Annotated in this window: 13 protein-coding genes; 8 read left to right on the top strand and 5 right to left on the bottom strand. The window is 67.8% G+C overall.

What is annotated here, in order from left to right:
* The first annotated feature begins 141 nt into the window (after positions 1-141).
* From rplU to proB, 4 genes are all read left to right on the top strand, one after another.
* Entirely contained in the window at positions 142-453 is a 312-nt protein-coding gene (gene rplU, locus B9D87_RS11180; protein WP_007769829.1) for a 50S ribosomal protein L21, read from the top strand.
* A 15-nt stretch (positions 454-468) separates the two neighbouring features.
* The gene (rpmA, locus tag B9D87_RS11175; protein ID WP_007769830.1) at positions 469-735 is read left to right on the top strand and encodes a 50S ribosomal protein L27; all 267 of its coding nucleotides are present in this window, start codon (positions 469-471) and stop codon (positions 733-735) included.
* Between the two features lie 117 nt (positions 736-852).
* Positions 853-2,352 (top strand): GTPase ObgE, encoded by a 1,500-nt coding sequence (obgE, locus tag B9D87_RS11170; protein ID WP_007769831.1) that lies wholly within the window; start codon positions 853-855, stop codon positions 2,350-2,352.
* On the top strand, positions 2,349-3,452 hold the full coding sequence (proB, locus tag B9D87_RS11165; RefSeq protein WP_007769832.1) for a glutamate 5-kinase: 1,104 nt from the start codon (positions 2,349-2,351) through the stop codon (positions 3,450-3,452). The genes obgE and proB overlap by 4 nt, the downstream gene beginning before the upstream one ends.
* A 61-nt stretch (positions 3,453-3,513) precedes the next feature.
* Here proB and B9D87_RS11160 read toward each other — a convergent pair whose 3' ends face one another.
* The gene (locus tag B9D87_RS11160; protein ID WP_007769833.1) at positions 3,514-4,164 is read right to left on the bottom strand and encodes a TetR/AcrR family transcriptional regulator; all 651 of its coding nucleotides are present in this window, start codon (positions 4,162-4,164) and stop codon (positions 3,514-3,516) included.
* A gap of 104 nt (positions 4,165-4,268) precedes the next feature.
* On the opposite strand from B9D87_RS11160, the gene B9D87_RS11155 reads away from it, so the two are divergent.
* Entirely contained in the window at positions 4,269-5,546 is a 1,278-nt protein-coding gene (locus B9D87_RS11155; RefSeq protein WP_007769834.1) for a cytochrome P450, read from the top strand.
* Here B9D87_RS11155 and B9D87_RS11150 read toward each other — a convergent pair.
* Complete coding sequence (locus tag B9D87_RS11150) at positions 5,543-6,391, bottom strand: SIR2 family NAD-dependent protein deacylase (RefSeq protein WP_007769835.1); 849 nt, start codon at positions 6,389-6,391, stop codon at positions 5,543-5,545. The two genes, B9D87_RS11155 and B9D87_RS11150, sit on opposite strands and share 4 nt — an antisense overlap.
* Before the next feature lie 19 nt (positions 6,392-6,410).
* Positions 6,411-6,950 (bottom strand): cysteine hydrolase family protein, encoded by a 540-nt coding sequence (locus B9D87_RS11145; RefSeq protein WP_007769836.1) that lies wholly within the window; start codon positions 6,948-6,950, stop codon positions 6,411-6,413.
* A 59-nt stretch (positions 6,951-7,009) separates the two neighbouring features.
* On the opposite strand from B9D87_RS11145, the gene B9D87_RS11140 reads away from it, so the two are divergent.
* Positions 7,010-9,052, top strand: a complete 2,043-nt coding sequence (locus B9D87_RS11140; RefSeq protein WP_007769837.1) for an NAD(+) synthase — start codon at positions 7,010-7,012, stop codon at positions 9,050-9,052.
* A 49-nt stretch (positions 9,053-9,101) separates the two neighbouring features.
* Here the strand turns inward: B9D87_RS11140 and B9D87_RS11135 are convergent, their stop codons facing one another.
* Together B9D87_RS11135 and B9D87_RS11130 are read right to left on the bottom strand one after the other, a co-directional pair.
* On the bottom strand, positions 9,102-9,509 hold the full coding sequence (locus B9D87_RS11135; RefSeq protein ID WP_007769838.1) for a hypothetical protein: 408 nt from the start codon (positions 9,507-9,509) through the stop codon (positions 9,102-9,104).
* Positions 9,510-9,608: 99 nt separating this feature from the next.
* Positions 9,609-10,487, bottom strand: coding sequence for a ribokinase (locus B9D87_RS11130; protein ID WP_080598505.1), 879 nt, complete (start codon positions 10,485-10,487; stop codon positions 9,609-9,611).
* 155 nt (positions 10,488-10,642) lie between these two features.
* Here B9D87_RS11130 and B9D87_RS11125 point away from each other — a divergent pair, with 155 nt between their 5' ends.
* Complete coding sequence (locus B9D87_RS11125; RefSeq protein WP_007769842.1) at positions 10,643-12,835, top strand: adenylate/guanylate cyclase domain-containing protein; 2,193 nt, start codon at positions 10,643-10,645, stop codon at positions 12,833-12,835.
* Entirely contained in the window at positions 12,835-14,238 is a 1,404-nt protein-coding gene (locus B9D87_RS11120) for a mechanosensitive ion channel family protein (protein WP_007769844.1), read from the top strand. Before B9D87_RS11125 ends, B9D87_RS11120 begins: the two co-directional genes overlap by 1 nt.
* Positions 14,239-14,249: the final 11 nt, after the last annotated feature.

Raw genomic sequence — 14,249 nt, 5'->3', positions numbered from 1 at the left:
GCCGGGTGAGGAAACTTCGACCGGCGGCAGCGGGACTCCCGGGGAATCGGCGCAGGCCCGCAACCCAGACCCACCACGCGCACCGCGGCTGGTTCGCGCGCGACGCGCAGAGCAGCGGCTAGCAGAAGGAGCAGAGCGACGATGGCGACCTACGCAATCGTGAAGACGGGCGGCAAGCAGTACAAGGTCGCCGTCGGGGACGTGGTCAAGGTCGAGAAGCTCGAATCCGAGCCCGGCTCCAACGTGTCGCTGCCGGTCGCCCTGGTGGTGGACGGCGCCAAGGTGACCACCGACGCGGCCGCGCTGGCCAAGGTCGCGGTGACCGGCGAGGTGCTCGAGCACACCAAGGGCCCCAAGATCCGTATCCACAAGTTCAGGAACAAGACCGGCTACCACAAGCGTCAGGGGCACCGTCAGCAGCTGACGGTCCTGAAGGTCACCGGAATCAAGTAGCGAAGGCGACGAAACATGGCACACAAGAAGGGCGCTTCCAGCTCGCGCAACGGTCGCGATTCCGCCGCGCAGCGGCTGGGCGTGAAGCGATTCGGCGGCCAGGTCGTCAAGGCGGGCGAGATCATCGTTCGCCAGCGCGGCACCAAGTTCCACCCGGGTGTGGGTGTCGGGCGCGGCGGGGACGACACGCTGTTCGCCAAGGAGGCCGGCGCGGTCGAGTTCGGTGTCAAGCGCGGCCGCAAGACCGTCAACATCGTGGCGGCCGGGCAAGCCACCGACTGACCCGTGTTTCCGGGCCCAGCCCGGTGATTTCGGGGCCCGGCTCTGATTGGATAGCCTGGCTCCTCAGCTGACCGTTCCGGTCCGCATCGTCGCCAGGCGAAGGTGAGAGGACCCAGGATGCCTCGGTTCGTCGACCGCGTCGTCATTCATGCGCGCGCCGGTGCCGGGGGTAACGGCTGCGCCTCGGTCCATCGCGAGAAGTTCAAGCCGCTCGGCGGCCCCGACGGTGGCAACGGCGGGCGCGGCGGCAGCATCGTCTTCGTCGTCGATCCGCAGGTGCACACCCTGCTCGACTTCCATTTCCATCCGCACGTCACCGCGCCCTCGGGCAAGCAGGGGATGGGCAACAACCGGGACGGCGCCGCCGGCGCCGACCTGGAAGTCAAGGTGCCCGACGGCACCGTCGTCCTCGACGAGAACGGCCGGCTGCTGGCCGACCTGGTCGGTGCGGGCACCCGCTTTGAAGCCGCCGCGGGCGGACGCGGCGGGCTGGGCAACGCCGCCCTGGCGTCGCGGGCGCGCAAGGCTCCGGGCTTCGCGCTGCTGGGCGAGCAGGGCCAGACCCGCGACCTGACGCTGGAACTCAAGACGGTCGCCGACGCCGGCCTGATCGGATTTCCCTCGGCCGGCAAATCCTCGCTGGTGTCCACGATCTCGGCGGCCAAGCCCAAGATCGCCGACTATCCGTTCACCACGCTGGTGCCCAACCTCGGCGTGGTATCGGCGGGGGAGCACACCTTCACCGTCGCCGACGTGCCCGGCCTGATCCCGGGCGCGTCCGAGGGCCGCGGCCTGGGGCTGGATTTCCTCCGGCACATCGAACGGTGCGCCGTGCTGGTACACGTCGTCGACTGCGCCACCGCGGAACCCGGCCGTGACCCGATCTCCGACATCGACGCGCTGGAGGCCGAGCTCGCCGCGTATACGCCCACCCTGCAAGGGGATGCGACGTTGGGTGATCTGACCGAGCGGCCGCGCGCCGTGGTGCTCAACAAGATCGACGTGCCCGAGGCGCGCGAGCTCGCCGAATTCGTCCGTGACGAGATCGCCGAGCGTGGCTGGCCGGTGTTCCTGGTGTCGACCGTCGCACGAGACGGCTTGCAGCCGTTGATCTTCGGGTTGTGGAAGATGATCTCGGAATACCAGGCCGCCCAGCCGGAGATCGTGCCGCGCCGTCCGGTGATTCGCCCGGTTCCCGTCGACGACAGCGGCTTCAGCGTCGAGCCCGATCCCCAGCAGCCGGGCGCCTTCGTGGTCAGCGGTGCGCGCCCCGAGCGGTGGATCCGCCAGACCAACTTCGACAACGACGAGGCCGTCGGCTACCTCGCCGACCGGCTGGCACGCCTCGGCGTCGAGGAGGAATTGCTGCGGCTGGGTGCGCGACCGGGCTGCGAAGTGACCATCGGGGACATGACGTTCGATTGGGAGCCGCAAACGCCGGCCGGACAACAGGTTGCGCTGTCGGGACGGGGAACCGACGCGCGATTGGAGCGCACCGAGCGCGTCGGCGCCGCCGAACGCAAGGCCGCCCGGCGCCAGCGCCGCGCCGGCGACGACGCAGACCCCAGCGATGCGGAGGGGCGGCGCGGCACCAGAGAACACGGCGAAGAGCCGTGAGCCCCCACCGCGACGTCATTCGCAATGCGCGCAGCCTGGTCGTCAAGGTGGGCACCAACGCGCTGACCACACCGGCGGGCGTGTTCGACGCCGGCCGGCTGGCCGGGCTCGTCGACGCGATCGAGGCGCGGATGAAGGCGGGTACCGACGTCGTCATCGTGTCGTCGGGCGCCATCGCCGCCGGCATCGAACCGCTCGGATTATCCCGTCGCCCAAGAGATTTGGCGACGAAGCAGGCGGCGGCCAGCGTCGGTCAGGTGGCGCTGGTGAATTCGTGGAGCGCCGCGTTCGCCCGCTATGGCCGCACGGTCGGGCAGGTGCTGCTGAGCGCGCACGACATCTCGATGCGGGCCCAGCACACCAACGCCCAGCGCACGCTGGATCGGTTGCGCGCGTTGCACGCGGTGGCGATCGTCAACGAGAACGACACGGTGGCCACCAACGAGATCCGGTTCGGCGACAATGACCGGCTCTCGGCGCTGGTGGCCCACCTGGTCGGGGCCGAGGCGTTGGTGTTGCTGTCCGACATCGATGGGCTCTACGACTCGGATCCGCGGAAGACCGACGGCGCCAGGTTCATCTCGGAGGTGTCGGGATCCGCGGACCTGATCGGTGTAATCGCCGGGCCCGGAAGCCATTTAGGTACCGGCGGGATGACGTCGAAGATGTCGTCGGCGCTGCTGGCCGCGGACGCCGGTGTGCCGGTGCTGCTGGCCGCCGCTGCCGACGCCGCTACCGCGCTCACCGACGCCTCGGTGGGCACCGTGTTCGCCGCGCGCCCGGTACGGATGTCGGCGCGGCGGTTCTGGGTGCGCTACGCCGCAGAGGCGGCCGGCGAGCTGACGCTGGACGAGGGCGCGGTGCGGGCGGTGGTGCGGCAGCGGCGCTCGCTGCTGCCCGCCGGGATCACCGCGGTGGCCGGACGGTTCTACGCCGGTGACGTCGTCGAACTGCGTGACCCGGACGCGGTGATGGTGGCCCGTGGCGTGGTCGCCTACGACGCGACCGAACTGACCACCATGATGGGCCGGTCGACCTCTGAGCTGCCCGGCGACCTGCGCCGGCCCGCGGTGCACGCCGACGACCTGGTGGCGGTGTAAAGGCCGATCCGGGCGTGCGCGGCGGCGCCTGGGACCTAGGGCATTTCCGAACGGGCTTCGGTCAGCGCTCCGAGGTCGGCTTGAGATACAGTGCGCCCCAAACAATTTCGGCGAGGGTGGCGGCCAGCTCGGCATCGTAGTCGGGCGGCTTGGCCGGCAGATTCTGCTGGCAGGCCCGCTCGACCATCCAGGTCAGTGCGCTGGCGGTGGTCAGCGGGGCCAGCTCGGGCCGGATGGAGCCGTCGGCCTGTCCGGCCTCGATGACGTGGGTGAACTGCTCGGAGATGCCGGTCAGCAGTTCGCGATACGTTTGCGCCGTCAGCGGGTCGTAGGCGGCCATCTCGTTGAGCGCGACCAGCACCGCCTGATGCCGCCGGTAGGTGGCGATGATGCGGCCCATCGCCGTGCGGACATCGTCGGGGTCATGGCGCCCGGCCACGCTCCACCAACTCCGTGCGCCGTCGGTCAGATCGGCGAACACCTGGCCCGCGAGCCGGCGCAGCAGATGGCCCTTGTCCTCGAAGTAGATGTAGAAGCTGGCCCGGGAGATGCCGGCCTCGCCGGACAGCCGATCCACGCTCAGTTCGGTGAAGCTCGCGCCCTCGCGCATCAGCCGTTCGGTGGCGTCCAGCAGGCGGCGCTCCATCTGCTCGCGCCGCTGTTCGCGCGCCACGCTGCGGTGGCTCTGCGGCTTGCGGGTGAGCGACGGCATGCGCCGAGCATAGTCGAGCGATCGACATATTGACTAGACACAGTGTCTAGGCATATCGTCGCCGGGAAGTCTGTGACCGGGGTCATACGAGACGGAGGACCACCATGGCCGTGCTGACGGGTAAGTCCGGGACCGACAAGTCCGGTCGCGCCTACGACGAGATCGATCTGTCCTCGCGGGCGTTCTGGTCGACCACCGCGGCGGATCGGGAGCGCTCCTTCGCCGTGCTGCGCGCCGAGCGCCCGGTGAGCTGGCATCCGCCCGTCGAAGACTCGCTGATGCCCGATCCGGCCGACCCGGGCTTCTGGGCGGTCACCCGGCGCTCCGACATCGTCGCGGTCAGCCGCAACAACGACGTCTTCCTGTCCGGTCAGGGTGTGATGTTCGAGAGCATCCCGGTGGAGCTGCTCGAGGCGTCGCAGTCATTTCTGGCGATGGACCCGCCGCGCCACACCAAGCTGCGCAAGCTCGCGCACGCCGCGCTCAGCCCCCGGCAGGTCCGCCGGATCGAGGACTCGATCCGGGCCAACGCGAAGACCATCGTCGAGGAACTGCGGAACGTCGGCAGCGGTGCGGATTTCGTCGACCAGTGCGCCAAGGAACTGCCCATCCGCACCCTGTCGGACATGATGGGCATCCCGGAGTCCGAGCGCGAGCGGATGGCGCACGCCACCGACGCCCTGGTCTCCTGGGCCGATCCGGAGTTCCTCAAGGGGCGCCCGGCGATGGAAGTCCTGGTGGAAAACCAGCTGTATCTGCACCAGATCGTCGGCACCCTGGCCACCGAACGTCGCGAACACCCGGGCGACGATTTGATCAGCAGCCTGGTCACGGCCGAGGTGGACGGCGACCGCCTGGAAGACGCGGAGGTGGCGGCGTTCTTCGTGCTGCTCTCCGTGGCGGGCAACGACACCACGCGGCAGACCATCAGCCACACCCTGCGCGCCCTCACCGACTTCCCCGACCAGAAGGCTTGGCTGCTCGAGGATTTCGATAATCGCATCGGCACCGCCATCGAGGAGTTCATTCGTTGGGCGACACCGGTGATGACCTTCCGCCGCACGGCCGCAACCGATATCGAGCTGGGCGGTCAGACCATCCTGGCGGGCGAGAAGGTGGTCATGTTCTATCCGTCCGGCAACTGGGACACCGAGGCGTTCGACCACCCGGAACGCTTGAACCTGAGCCGCGATCCCAATCCGCACATCGGTTTCGGTGGTGGCGGGCTGCACTTCTGCCTGGGTGCGCACGTGGCTCGCGCGCAGCTGAGGGCCATCTTCGGCGAGCTGTTCCGGCAGCTGCCCGACCTCCGCGCGGGTGAGCCCGCCTATCTCGCCGGCAACTTCGTGCACGCCATCCGCAGCATGCCGTGCACCTTCTAGTGCGTTGTAAGGGGCGCTAACTCGTCGGCCAGCAGGGCCAGCAACTCCGAGCAGCCGCCGTCGACCTTGACGTTGGCCAGGTCGTCGCCGCGGGTACCGCCGCGGTTGACGATGGCCACCGGGATGCCCAGCGTGGCGGCGTGCCGGACGAACCGGTACCCGGAGAACACGGTCAGCGACGAGCCCGCGACCAGCAGCGCGTCGGCCCGCTCGACCCACCTATAGGCTTCCGCCACAACGTCTTTGGGAACGCTTTCGCCGAAATAGACGATGTCGGGCTTGAGCATCCCGCCGCAGCGCTCGCAATCCAGGTAGCGGAACGACCCGGTATCGGCGACGACCGCGTCGGCGTCGGGAGCCACCGCGAGCCCACCGATCGCTTCGGCGCGCTCGATGAACCCGGGGTTGAGCGCCTCCAGCCGTTCGCCCAATGCGGCCCGGGTCATGGTGGCTCCGCAGCCCAGGCAGATCACCTGCGCGTAGGTGCCGTGCAGGTTGATGACGTTGCGGCTGCCGGCCTTGGTGTGCAGCAGGTCGACGTTCTGGGTGATGACGCCGGTGACCACCGACGCCTCCTCGAGCGCGGCGAGTGCGCGGTGGCCGGCGTTGGGCAACGTGTCGTGCATGTGCCGCCAACCGACGTGGTTGCGCGCCCAGTACCGCTGCCGAAATCCCGGATCGCCGGTGAACTGGCGGATCGTCATGGGATTGCTCGGCGGTGCGTCGGGTCCGCGGTAGTCGGGAATGCCCGAATCGGTCGAGATGCCCGCGCCCGTGAGCACCGTGATCCGGCGTCCCGCCAGCAGCGTGACCAGTTCAGGCGATTCTGCGCGGCCGACGGTCACCTCATCCAGAGTAGGAGATTCAGCCGAGGCAGTCGGCCGCGGTCGTGAGCTCGGCGGACATGTTTTGCTGCATCATCTTGCACGCCGCCTCGCCCAGGTCGGCGTCGATGTGCGCGACGGCATCGGTCGGGATCACCACCGGGAAGTGCCGGACGTAGGCATCCAGGGCCGTATAGAGGATGCATTGCTCGGTCACCTGACCGGTGATGATCAACCGCTTGGTTTCCAGCCGGTTGAGCAGGTACGCCAGCGCCGTCGCATAAAACGCGCTGTGCCGGACCTTCGTCATCACGCGGCACTCCTCGGTCGGTAGGATCGGCTTGACCAGATCGGGCCGGGCCCCGTCGCACGCGGAGCGCACGATGTCGGAGAACTCCGCGGTGAAGTCGCCGTAATTGTCGTTGACATAGACCAGGTCGACGTCATCGGATTCACGTGCCCGCCGAACCAAGTCGGTCAACGGCTCAATGATCTTCTCGACATTGGGTATTAGATTTTCAGCGTCGGGATGCTGGTACGTGTTCATCATGTCGACCACTAGGACAGCGGTGTCACTCATGCCGTCCGGGATACCCTGCGGCCACCGATTGACACGCATGGGACGACAATGGAAGGGCGATGGACTTTTACAACGCTTACAGCCAGGGCTTTGCCCGCGTCGCCGCATGCACGCACCACACGGTCATCGGTGACCCGGCCGCGAACGCCGAATCGGTCCTGCGGATGGCCAGGGAGTGCCACGACGACGCCGTCGCGCTGGCCGTCTTCCCGGAGTTGACGCTGTCCGGGTACTCCATCGAGGACATCGTGCTGCAGGATTTGCTGCTCGACGATGTCGAGAAGGCCGTCGCACAGATCGTCGCGGCCTCGGCCGAATTGCTGCCGGTCCTGGTCGTCGGGGCGCCGCTGCGTCATCGGCACCGGATCTACAACGCCGCCGTGGTGATCCACCGCGGCGCGGTCCTCGGGGTGGCGCCCAAGTCGTACCTGCCCACGTATCGGGAGTTCTACGAACGTCGCCAGATCGCGCCCGGAGACGACGAGCGCGGCACCATCCGCGTCGCGGGCGCCGAGGTGCCGTTCGGTCCCGACCTGCTCTTCGAGGCCTCCGACATCCCAGGCCTGGTGCTGCACGTGGAGATTTGCGAGGACATGTTCGTGCCGATCCCGCCCAGCGCGGAGGCCGCGCTGGCGGGCGCCACCGTGCTGGCCAACCTGTCCGGCAGTCCGATCACCATCGGCCGCGCCGAGGACCGCTGCCTGCTGGCCCGGTCGGCCTCGTCGCGTTGCCTGGCCGCGTACGTGTATTCGGCTGCCGGGGAAGGCGAATCGACGACCGACCTGGCCTGGGACGGTCAGACCATGGTGTTCGAGAACGGCGTGATGCTGGCCTCCTCCGAGCGATTCCCCAAGGGCGAGCGGCTCAGCGTGGCCGACATCGACATCGAATTGCTTCGCTCGGAACGGCTCCGGATGGGCACCTTCGACGACAACCGGCGCCACCACCGGGCGACGACGGATAGCTACCGGCGCATCGAGTTCCGGCTGGACCCGCCGGGGGGCGACATCGGGCTGCGGCGCGAGATCGAGCGCTTCCCGTTCGTTCCCGCCGATCCGCAACGGCTGGAACAGGATTGCTTCGAGGGCTACAACATCCAGGTCGCCGGCCTCGAACAGCGGCTGCGCGCACTGGATTTCCCGAAGGTCGTCATCGGGATCTCCGGCGGATTGGACTCGACGCACGCCCTGATCGTCGCCGCCCGCGCGATGGATCGCGAACAGCGCCCGCGCAGTGACATCCTGGCGTTCACCCTGCCCGGCTTCGCGACCGGCGACCACACCAAACGCAATGCGGCCGAGCTGTGCCGCACGCTCGGTGTCACGTTCTCCGAGATCGACATCCGCGAATCCGCGGAGCTGATGCTCAAGGAGATGGACCACCCGTTCGCCCGGGGTGAGAAGGTGTACGACGTCACCTTCGAGAACGTCCAGGCCGGCCTGCGCACCGACTACCTGTTCCGGCTGGCCAACCAGCGCGGCGGCATCGTGCTGGGCACCGGCGACCTGTCCGAGCTCGGGCTGGGCTGGTCGACATACGGTGTCGGCGACCAGATGTCGCACTACAACGTCAACGGCGGCGTCCCCAAAACCCTGATTCAGCACCTGATCCGCTGGGTGATCTCGTCGGAGCAGTTCGAGCCGGAGGTCAGCGAGGTGCTGCAGTCGGTGCTCGACACCGAGATCACCCCAGAGCTGGTGCCCAGCGGCGAGGAGGAGGAGCTGCAGAGCAGCGAGGCGAAGGTGGGACCGTTTGCGCTGCAAGACTTTTCGCTGTTCCACGTGCTGCGCTTCGGATTCCGGCCGTCGAAGATCGCCTTTTTGGCCTGGCATGCGTGGAGCGATCCCGAACACGGCATCTGGCCGCCCGGCTTCCCCCAGGACAAACGGCCGTCGTACTCGCTGAAGGAGATTCGGCACTGGCTGCAGGTCTTCGTGCAGCGCTTCTACTCATTTAGCCAGTTCAAGCGTTCGGCCCTGCCCAATGGGCCCAAGGTGTCACACGGTGGTTCGCTGTCGCCGCGGGGCGATTGGCGCGCGCCGTCCGACATGTCGGCGCGGATCTGGCTCGACGAGATCGACCGCGAAATCCCCGAGGAGTAGCCGGCATGGGTCCGCCCGGCAACGCCGGGCGGACCCCGAGCGTCCGGACTCAGGCCTTCGCGCGGCGCCAGCCCTGGTACTGCACTTCCGCGATAACCAGTGTGCCAACGCCGGCCGCCAGGTTCAGCACCACGCCGGTCGGCGTCAGCGGGAAGACGTCGGAGAGCACGAGCACGATCGCGGCCACCGTGTAGGCCACGTTCGCGATGATGACGGCCATGCCGGCGCGCCGCACCGACGGCAGGGTGGCCAGCCCGAACACCACCACGCCGTAGGCGATCAGGAACGCGCCCATGCCGTATTCGAACGCCTTCGTGGTGCCCGAGACGTCGGCGAGCCAGCCGGCGAACGGCATACCGGCCAGGCCGACCAGTCCGCTGATGGCGGCGTCGGCGCGCATGGCAAGGCGAAGCAAGCCGTCCCGGGTACCCGTGCGGTCAATCGTGGTTGCGGACATGATGTTCCTTTCTCGATGGCGACTGCGATCACCACCGACGCTGCTCGCGAACCACTGCCAGATCGACGCCAGGAGCTGCCAAACACTGCCAACCGCAGGTCAGGACGCGTCGCGGAGCGCCTTGTCGATCGCGTCGGCGTCGGGTGCGCAATCGCCGGCGCCGGCGACCAACGTCGCCAGCGCACCCGCCGCGCACGCACGCTGCAACGCGAGCCGCCGCTGATCCCGCGAGCCCGGGTTGGACGGCCAATTCGCCGCCAGCACGCCGGCGAACACGTCGCCGGCCCCGGTGGTGTCCACCGGGTCCACGGCCGGGGCCGGCACCGTGTACTCGCCGTCCGTGCCAATGTAGCGGGCGCCGTGCGCACCCAGCGTGATCACTAAATGCTCTGGACGCCATGGCCATTCGTCGGCTTCGTCTTCGTTGGTGATCACCACGTCCGCCGCGGCCGCCAACTCGCCCAACGAGCGGGGGTCCTGGCCGGCCGGCGAGGCGTTCACGACGACGATCGCCCCGGCGGAACGCGCGTGCTGCGCGGCCGCGACAGCCGTGTCCACCGGGATCTCCAGCTGGGTCAACATCACGTCGCAGCGCGCGACGACCGCACGCGCGCGGTCGTCGGTCAGCGTGAACCGCCCGTTGGCCCCCGGCGCGACCACGATGGTGTTCTCGGCGTTCGCGTCGACCACCACGATGGCCGTGCCGCTGGGACCGGGAATTTCGATCGCTCCGTCGAGCCCGACGCCGTTGGCCTCGAGGTGCGCGCGCAATTGTCCGGCGGCCGCGTCATCGCCCACCGCCCCGACGAACTGCACCCGCGCGCCCGCGCGCGCCGCCGCCACCGCCTGATTGCCGCCCTTGCCGCCGGGGGCCTGGGTCAACGACGACGCCAAAACCGTTTCGCCGGGCCGCGGCAGGGCGTCGACGCTCAACGACAGATCGAGATTCACGCTGCCCACTACACACACCCCAGCCATGAGGCCGACGTTAGTCGCGACGGAATGGCAAGGCACACCAGGGCCACCAGCGCTTTCGACGCCCAATCGCGTCACGGCAAACGCTGAATAACTCGATGGTCGCGCGATATTCTGCTGCGTTAGGGGTGCTGGATCCCAAGAAAAGGGGCAGGCGGTTGACCACGAGCGAGCTAACAGACGCTGAACCCCATATCGATCCCGAACCCGCCCAACCGGCCGCCAAACGCCCGCGGCAGCGCGCCCTGGCCCGATTCCGGTTCGGCATCCAATCCAAGATTCTGATCACGATGCTACTGTCGAGCATTCTGGGCGTGGCGGTGATCGGTGCCATCGGGGCGGCTTCGGGGCGCAACGCGTTGCGGCAGGTCGAGTCCGAACGCCTGATCGAGATGCGCGAGTCGCAAAAGCGGGCGGTGCAGGCGCTGTTCCGCGAGGTGTCGAATTCGCTGATCACCTGGAGCGGCGGGTTTGGCATCAACCAGGCGACGACGGCGCTCACGGCGGACTTCGCCCAATTGAACAACGCGCAGATCTCCCCGGCCCAACAGCAGTCGCTGGTCGATTACTACGACAACGACATGATCAAACCGATCAAGCGAATCACCGGGGACACCATCGACATCCGGGCCGTCCTGCCAAGTTCCAACGCGCAGAAGTACATTCAGGCGTACTACACCGCCGCGCCCCGTCCGGGCCCCGACGCGCTGCCCGCCCAGGATGCCGGCGACGGCAGCGCATGGTCGGCTGCCAACGCGCGTTTCGACTTCTACATGCGCGGCATCGTCACGCGCTTCGACTATCGCGACGCGCTGCTGTTGGACATGCAGGGCAACGTCGTCTACAGCGTGCTGAAGGGCCCCGATCTCGGCACCAACATTCTGACCGGCCCGTATCGCGAGTCGAAGCTGCGGGAGGCGTATCAGAAAGCCTTGGCGTCCAACGACCTCGACTTCGTCTGGATCACCGACTTCCAGCAGTACCAGCCGGCACTGGACACCCCCACCGCGTGGGTGGTGTCACCGATCGGCATGAACGGCAAGTTCGAGGGCGTGATGGCGCTGCCGGTGCCGGTCGCGAAGATCAACAAGATCATGACTGCCGACAAGCACTGGGAGGCCGCAGGCATGGGGCCCGCGACCGAAACATACCTGGCCGGCCCCGATGACCTGATGCGTTCCGATTCAAGGGATTTCATTGAGGACCCGAAGGGATACCGGCGTTCGGCGATCGACGCCGGCACGCCGCCCGATGTGGTCGACCGGGCGATCCGGCTGGGCACCACCACCCTGGTGCAACCTGTCGACACCGCCGGTCTCCGGGCCGCCAAACGCGGCGAGACGGGGGTGATCAGCGCCACCGATTACCTGGGCAACAGGGAGCTGGAAGCGTACTCACCGCTGAGCATCCCGAACTCCGACCTGCACTGGTCGATCCTCGCGACGCGCGACAACTCGGATGCCTTCGCCCGGCTCGGCAGGTTCAGCAAGACGCTGGTGATCGCGGTCGCCGCAATGATCTTCGCCATCTGCGTGGCGTCGCTGTTCGTCGCGCAGGCCGCCGTGCGACCGGTCCGGCGCCTCGAAGAAGGCACCCGCAAAATCAGCTCCGGCGACTACGAGATCAACATCCCGGTCCGCCACCGCGACGAGATCGGTGACCTCACAGCGGCATTCAATGAAATGAGCCGGAATCTGGCAATCAAGGAGGAGCTGCTCAACGAGCAGCGCCGGGAAAACGACCGCCTGCTGCTCGCATTGATGCCCGAATCGGTGTTGCAGCGCTATCGCGAGGGCGAGGAGACCATCGCCCAGAAGCATCAGGACGTCGCCATCATCTATGCCGACATCGTCGGCCTGGACGAGTTCTCCAACGACGTCCCCGAAGACGAGTTGGTCGCCACCGTGGACGATCTTTTCCGGCAATTCGATTCGGCCGCCGAAGCCCTTGGCGTGGAAAGGATTCGCACCTTCCACAACGGCTATCTGGCCAGTTGCGGGGTGGTCACCCCCCGGCTGGACAGCATTCACCGTGCCGTCGACTTCGCCCTCGAGATCGGTCGCATCATCGATCGATTCAACCGTCAGGCCGCGCATCAGCTGGGTCTGCGGGTCGGGGTGAACACCGGCAACGTGGTGAGCGGGCTGGTCGGGCGCTCCAGCCTGGTTTACGACATGTGGGGTGGTGCGGTCAGCCTGGCGTATCAAATGCACAGTGGCTCACCGCAGCCGGGTGTGTACGTCAGTTCGCAGGTGTACGAGGCGATGCGGGACGTTCGGCAGTTCGCGCCCGCCGGCAGCATCTCCGTCGGCGGTGTCGATCAGGCCATCTACCGGTTGCTGGAGCGCTGATGAACCTCTTCAACTCGACCTGGTTCTACTGGGCCATCGGCATCGCGGTCGGACTGCCCCTCGGGTTGATCGCGCTCACCGAGCTGCACGACGCGCTGCTGCGCCGGAACAGCCCGCTGGCCCGCCAGGTCGGCCTGCTGCGCAACTACCTGCTGCCGCTCGGTGCGCTGCTGCTGTTGTTGGTCCAGGCCTCGCAGGTTCCGGCCGACGACGTTCCGGTGCGCGTTTTGACCACGGTGTTCGGTCTGCTGGTGCTGGTGCTTCTGCTGTCCGGCCTCAACGCGACGATGTTCGAGGGCGCGCCCGAAAAGAGTTGGCGCAAAAGGTTACCCACCATCTTTCTGGACTGTGCCCGGCTCGCGGTGATCGGTGTCGGCCTGGCGGTGATGTCGTCCTACATCTGGGGCGTGCGCATCGGCGGCATCTTCACCGCGCTGGGCGTCACGTCCGTCGTCATCGGTCTGATGCTGCAGAACTCCGTCGGCCAGATCGTGTCGGGCCTGTTCATGTTGTTCGAGCAGCCTTTCCGCATCGACGAGTGGCTGGACACCGGGACGGCGCGCGGACGCGTGGTCGAGGTGAATTGGCGCTCGGTACACATCGACACCGGCAGCGGCATTCGGGTCATGCCGAACTCGATGCTGGCGAGCAACGCGTTCACGAACCTCAGTCGCCCGCCCGGCGCGCACAAGCTCGCGGTGACGACGATGTTCTCCAGCGTCGACCCGCCGGACCGGGTGTGTGCGGTGCTGTCGCGGATCGCGCAGGGGCTGCCGCAGCTCAAGGCCGGCAGCGTGCCGCGCACGGTCCCGGTGGGCGCGGGCGAGTACCGCACGACCATTGGGTTGGACTCACCCGCGGACGCCGGCGCCGCCAAGGCCACGTTCCTCCGCTGGGCCTGGTATGCGACCCGCCGGGAGGAATTGCACCTCGATGACGCCGACGACGACTTCTCCACCGTCGAACGGGTGGAGCACGCGCTGCACACGGTGGTGGCCCCCGCGTTGCGGATCGGCGCCGAGGAGCAGCGATCGCTGCGCTCGGCGGCGCGGATCGTCCGCTACGGCGCCGACGAGGTGGTGGAGTACGCCGGCCAGGTGCCCACGACCATGACATTCCTGGTCTCCGGGCGCGTACAGCTGACCGCGACCGCCGACGACGGGGCCCTGGTGCCGATCAGCACACTGGTCGAGGGCTCGTTCCTGGGGCTGACGGCGCTGACCCGGCAACCGAACCTGGCCAGCGCGTACGCGCTGGATGAGGTCACCGCGCTGGAGATCGACCGCGAACATATCGAGCACCTGGTGACGCGTGCTCCGGTGCTGCTGCAGAACTTCGGCAACATCATCGAAGAGCGGCGCAGCAAGGTGCGCAGTGCGCGGCGCGGTGAGCGGGTGGGCTGACCGTATCGGGT

This window comes from Mycobacterium colombiense CECT 3035 (assembly GCF_002105755.1).
In the GTDB taxonomy this organism is placed as follows: Bacteria; Actinomycetota; Actinomycetes; order Mycobacteriales; family Mycobacteriaceae; genus Mycobacterium; species Mycobacterium colombiense.
This window is presented reverse-complemented; position numbering and strand designations above follow the sequence as displayed.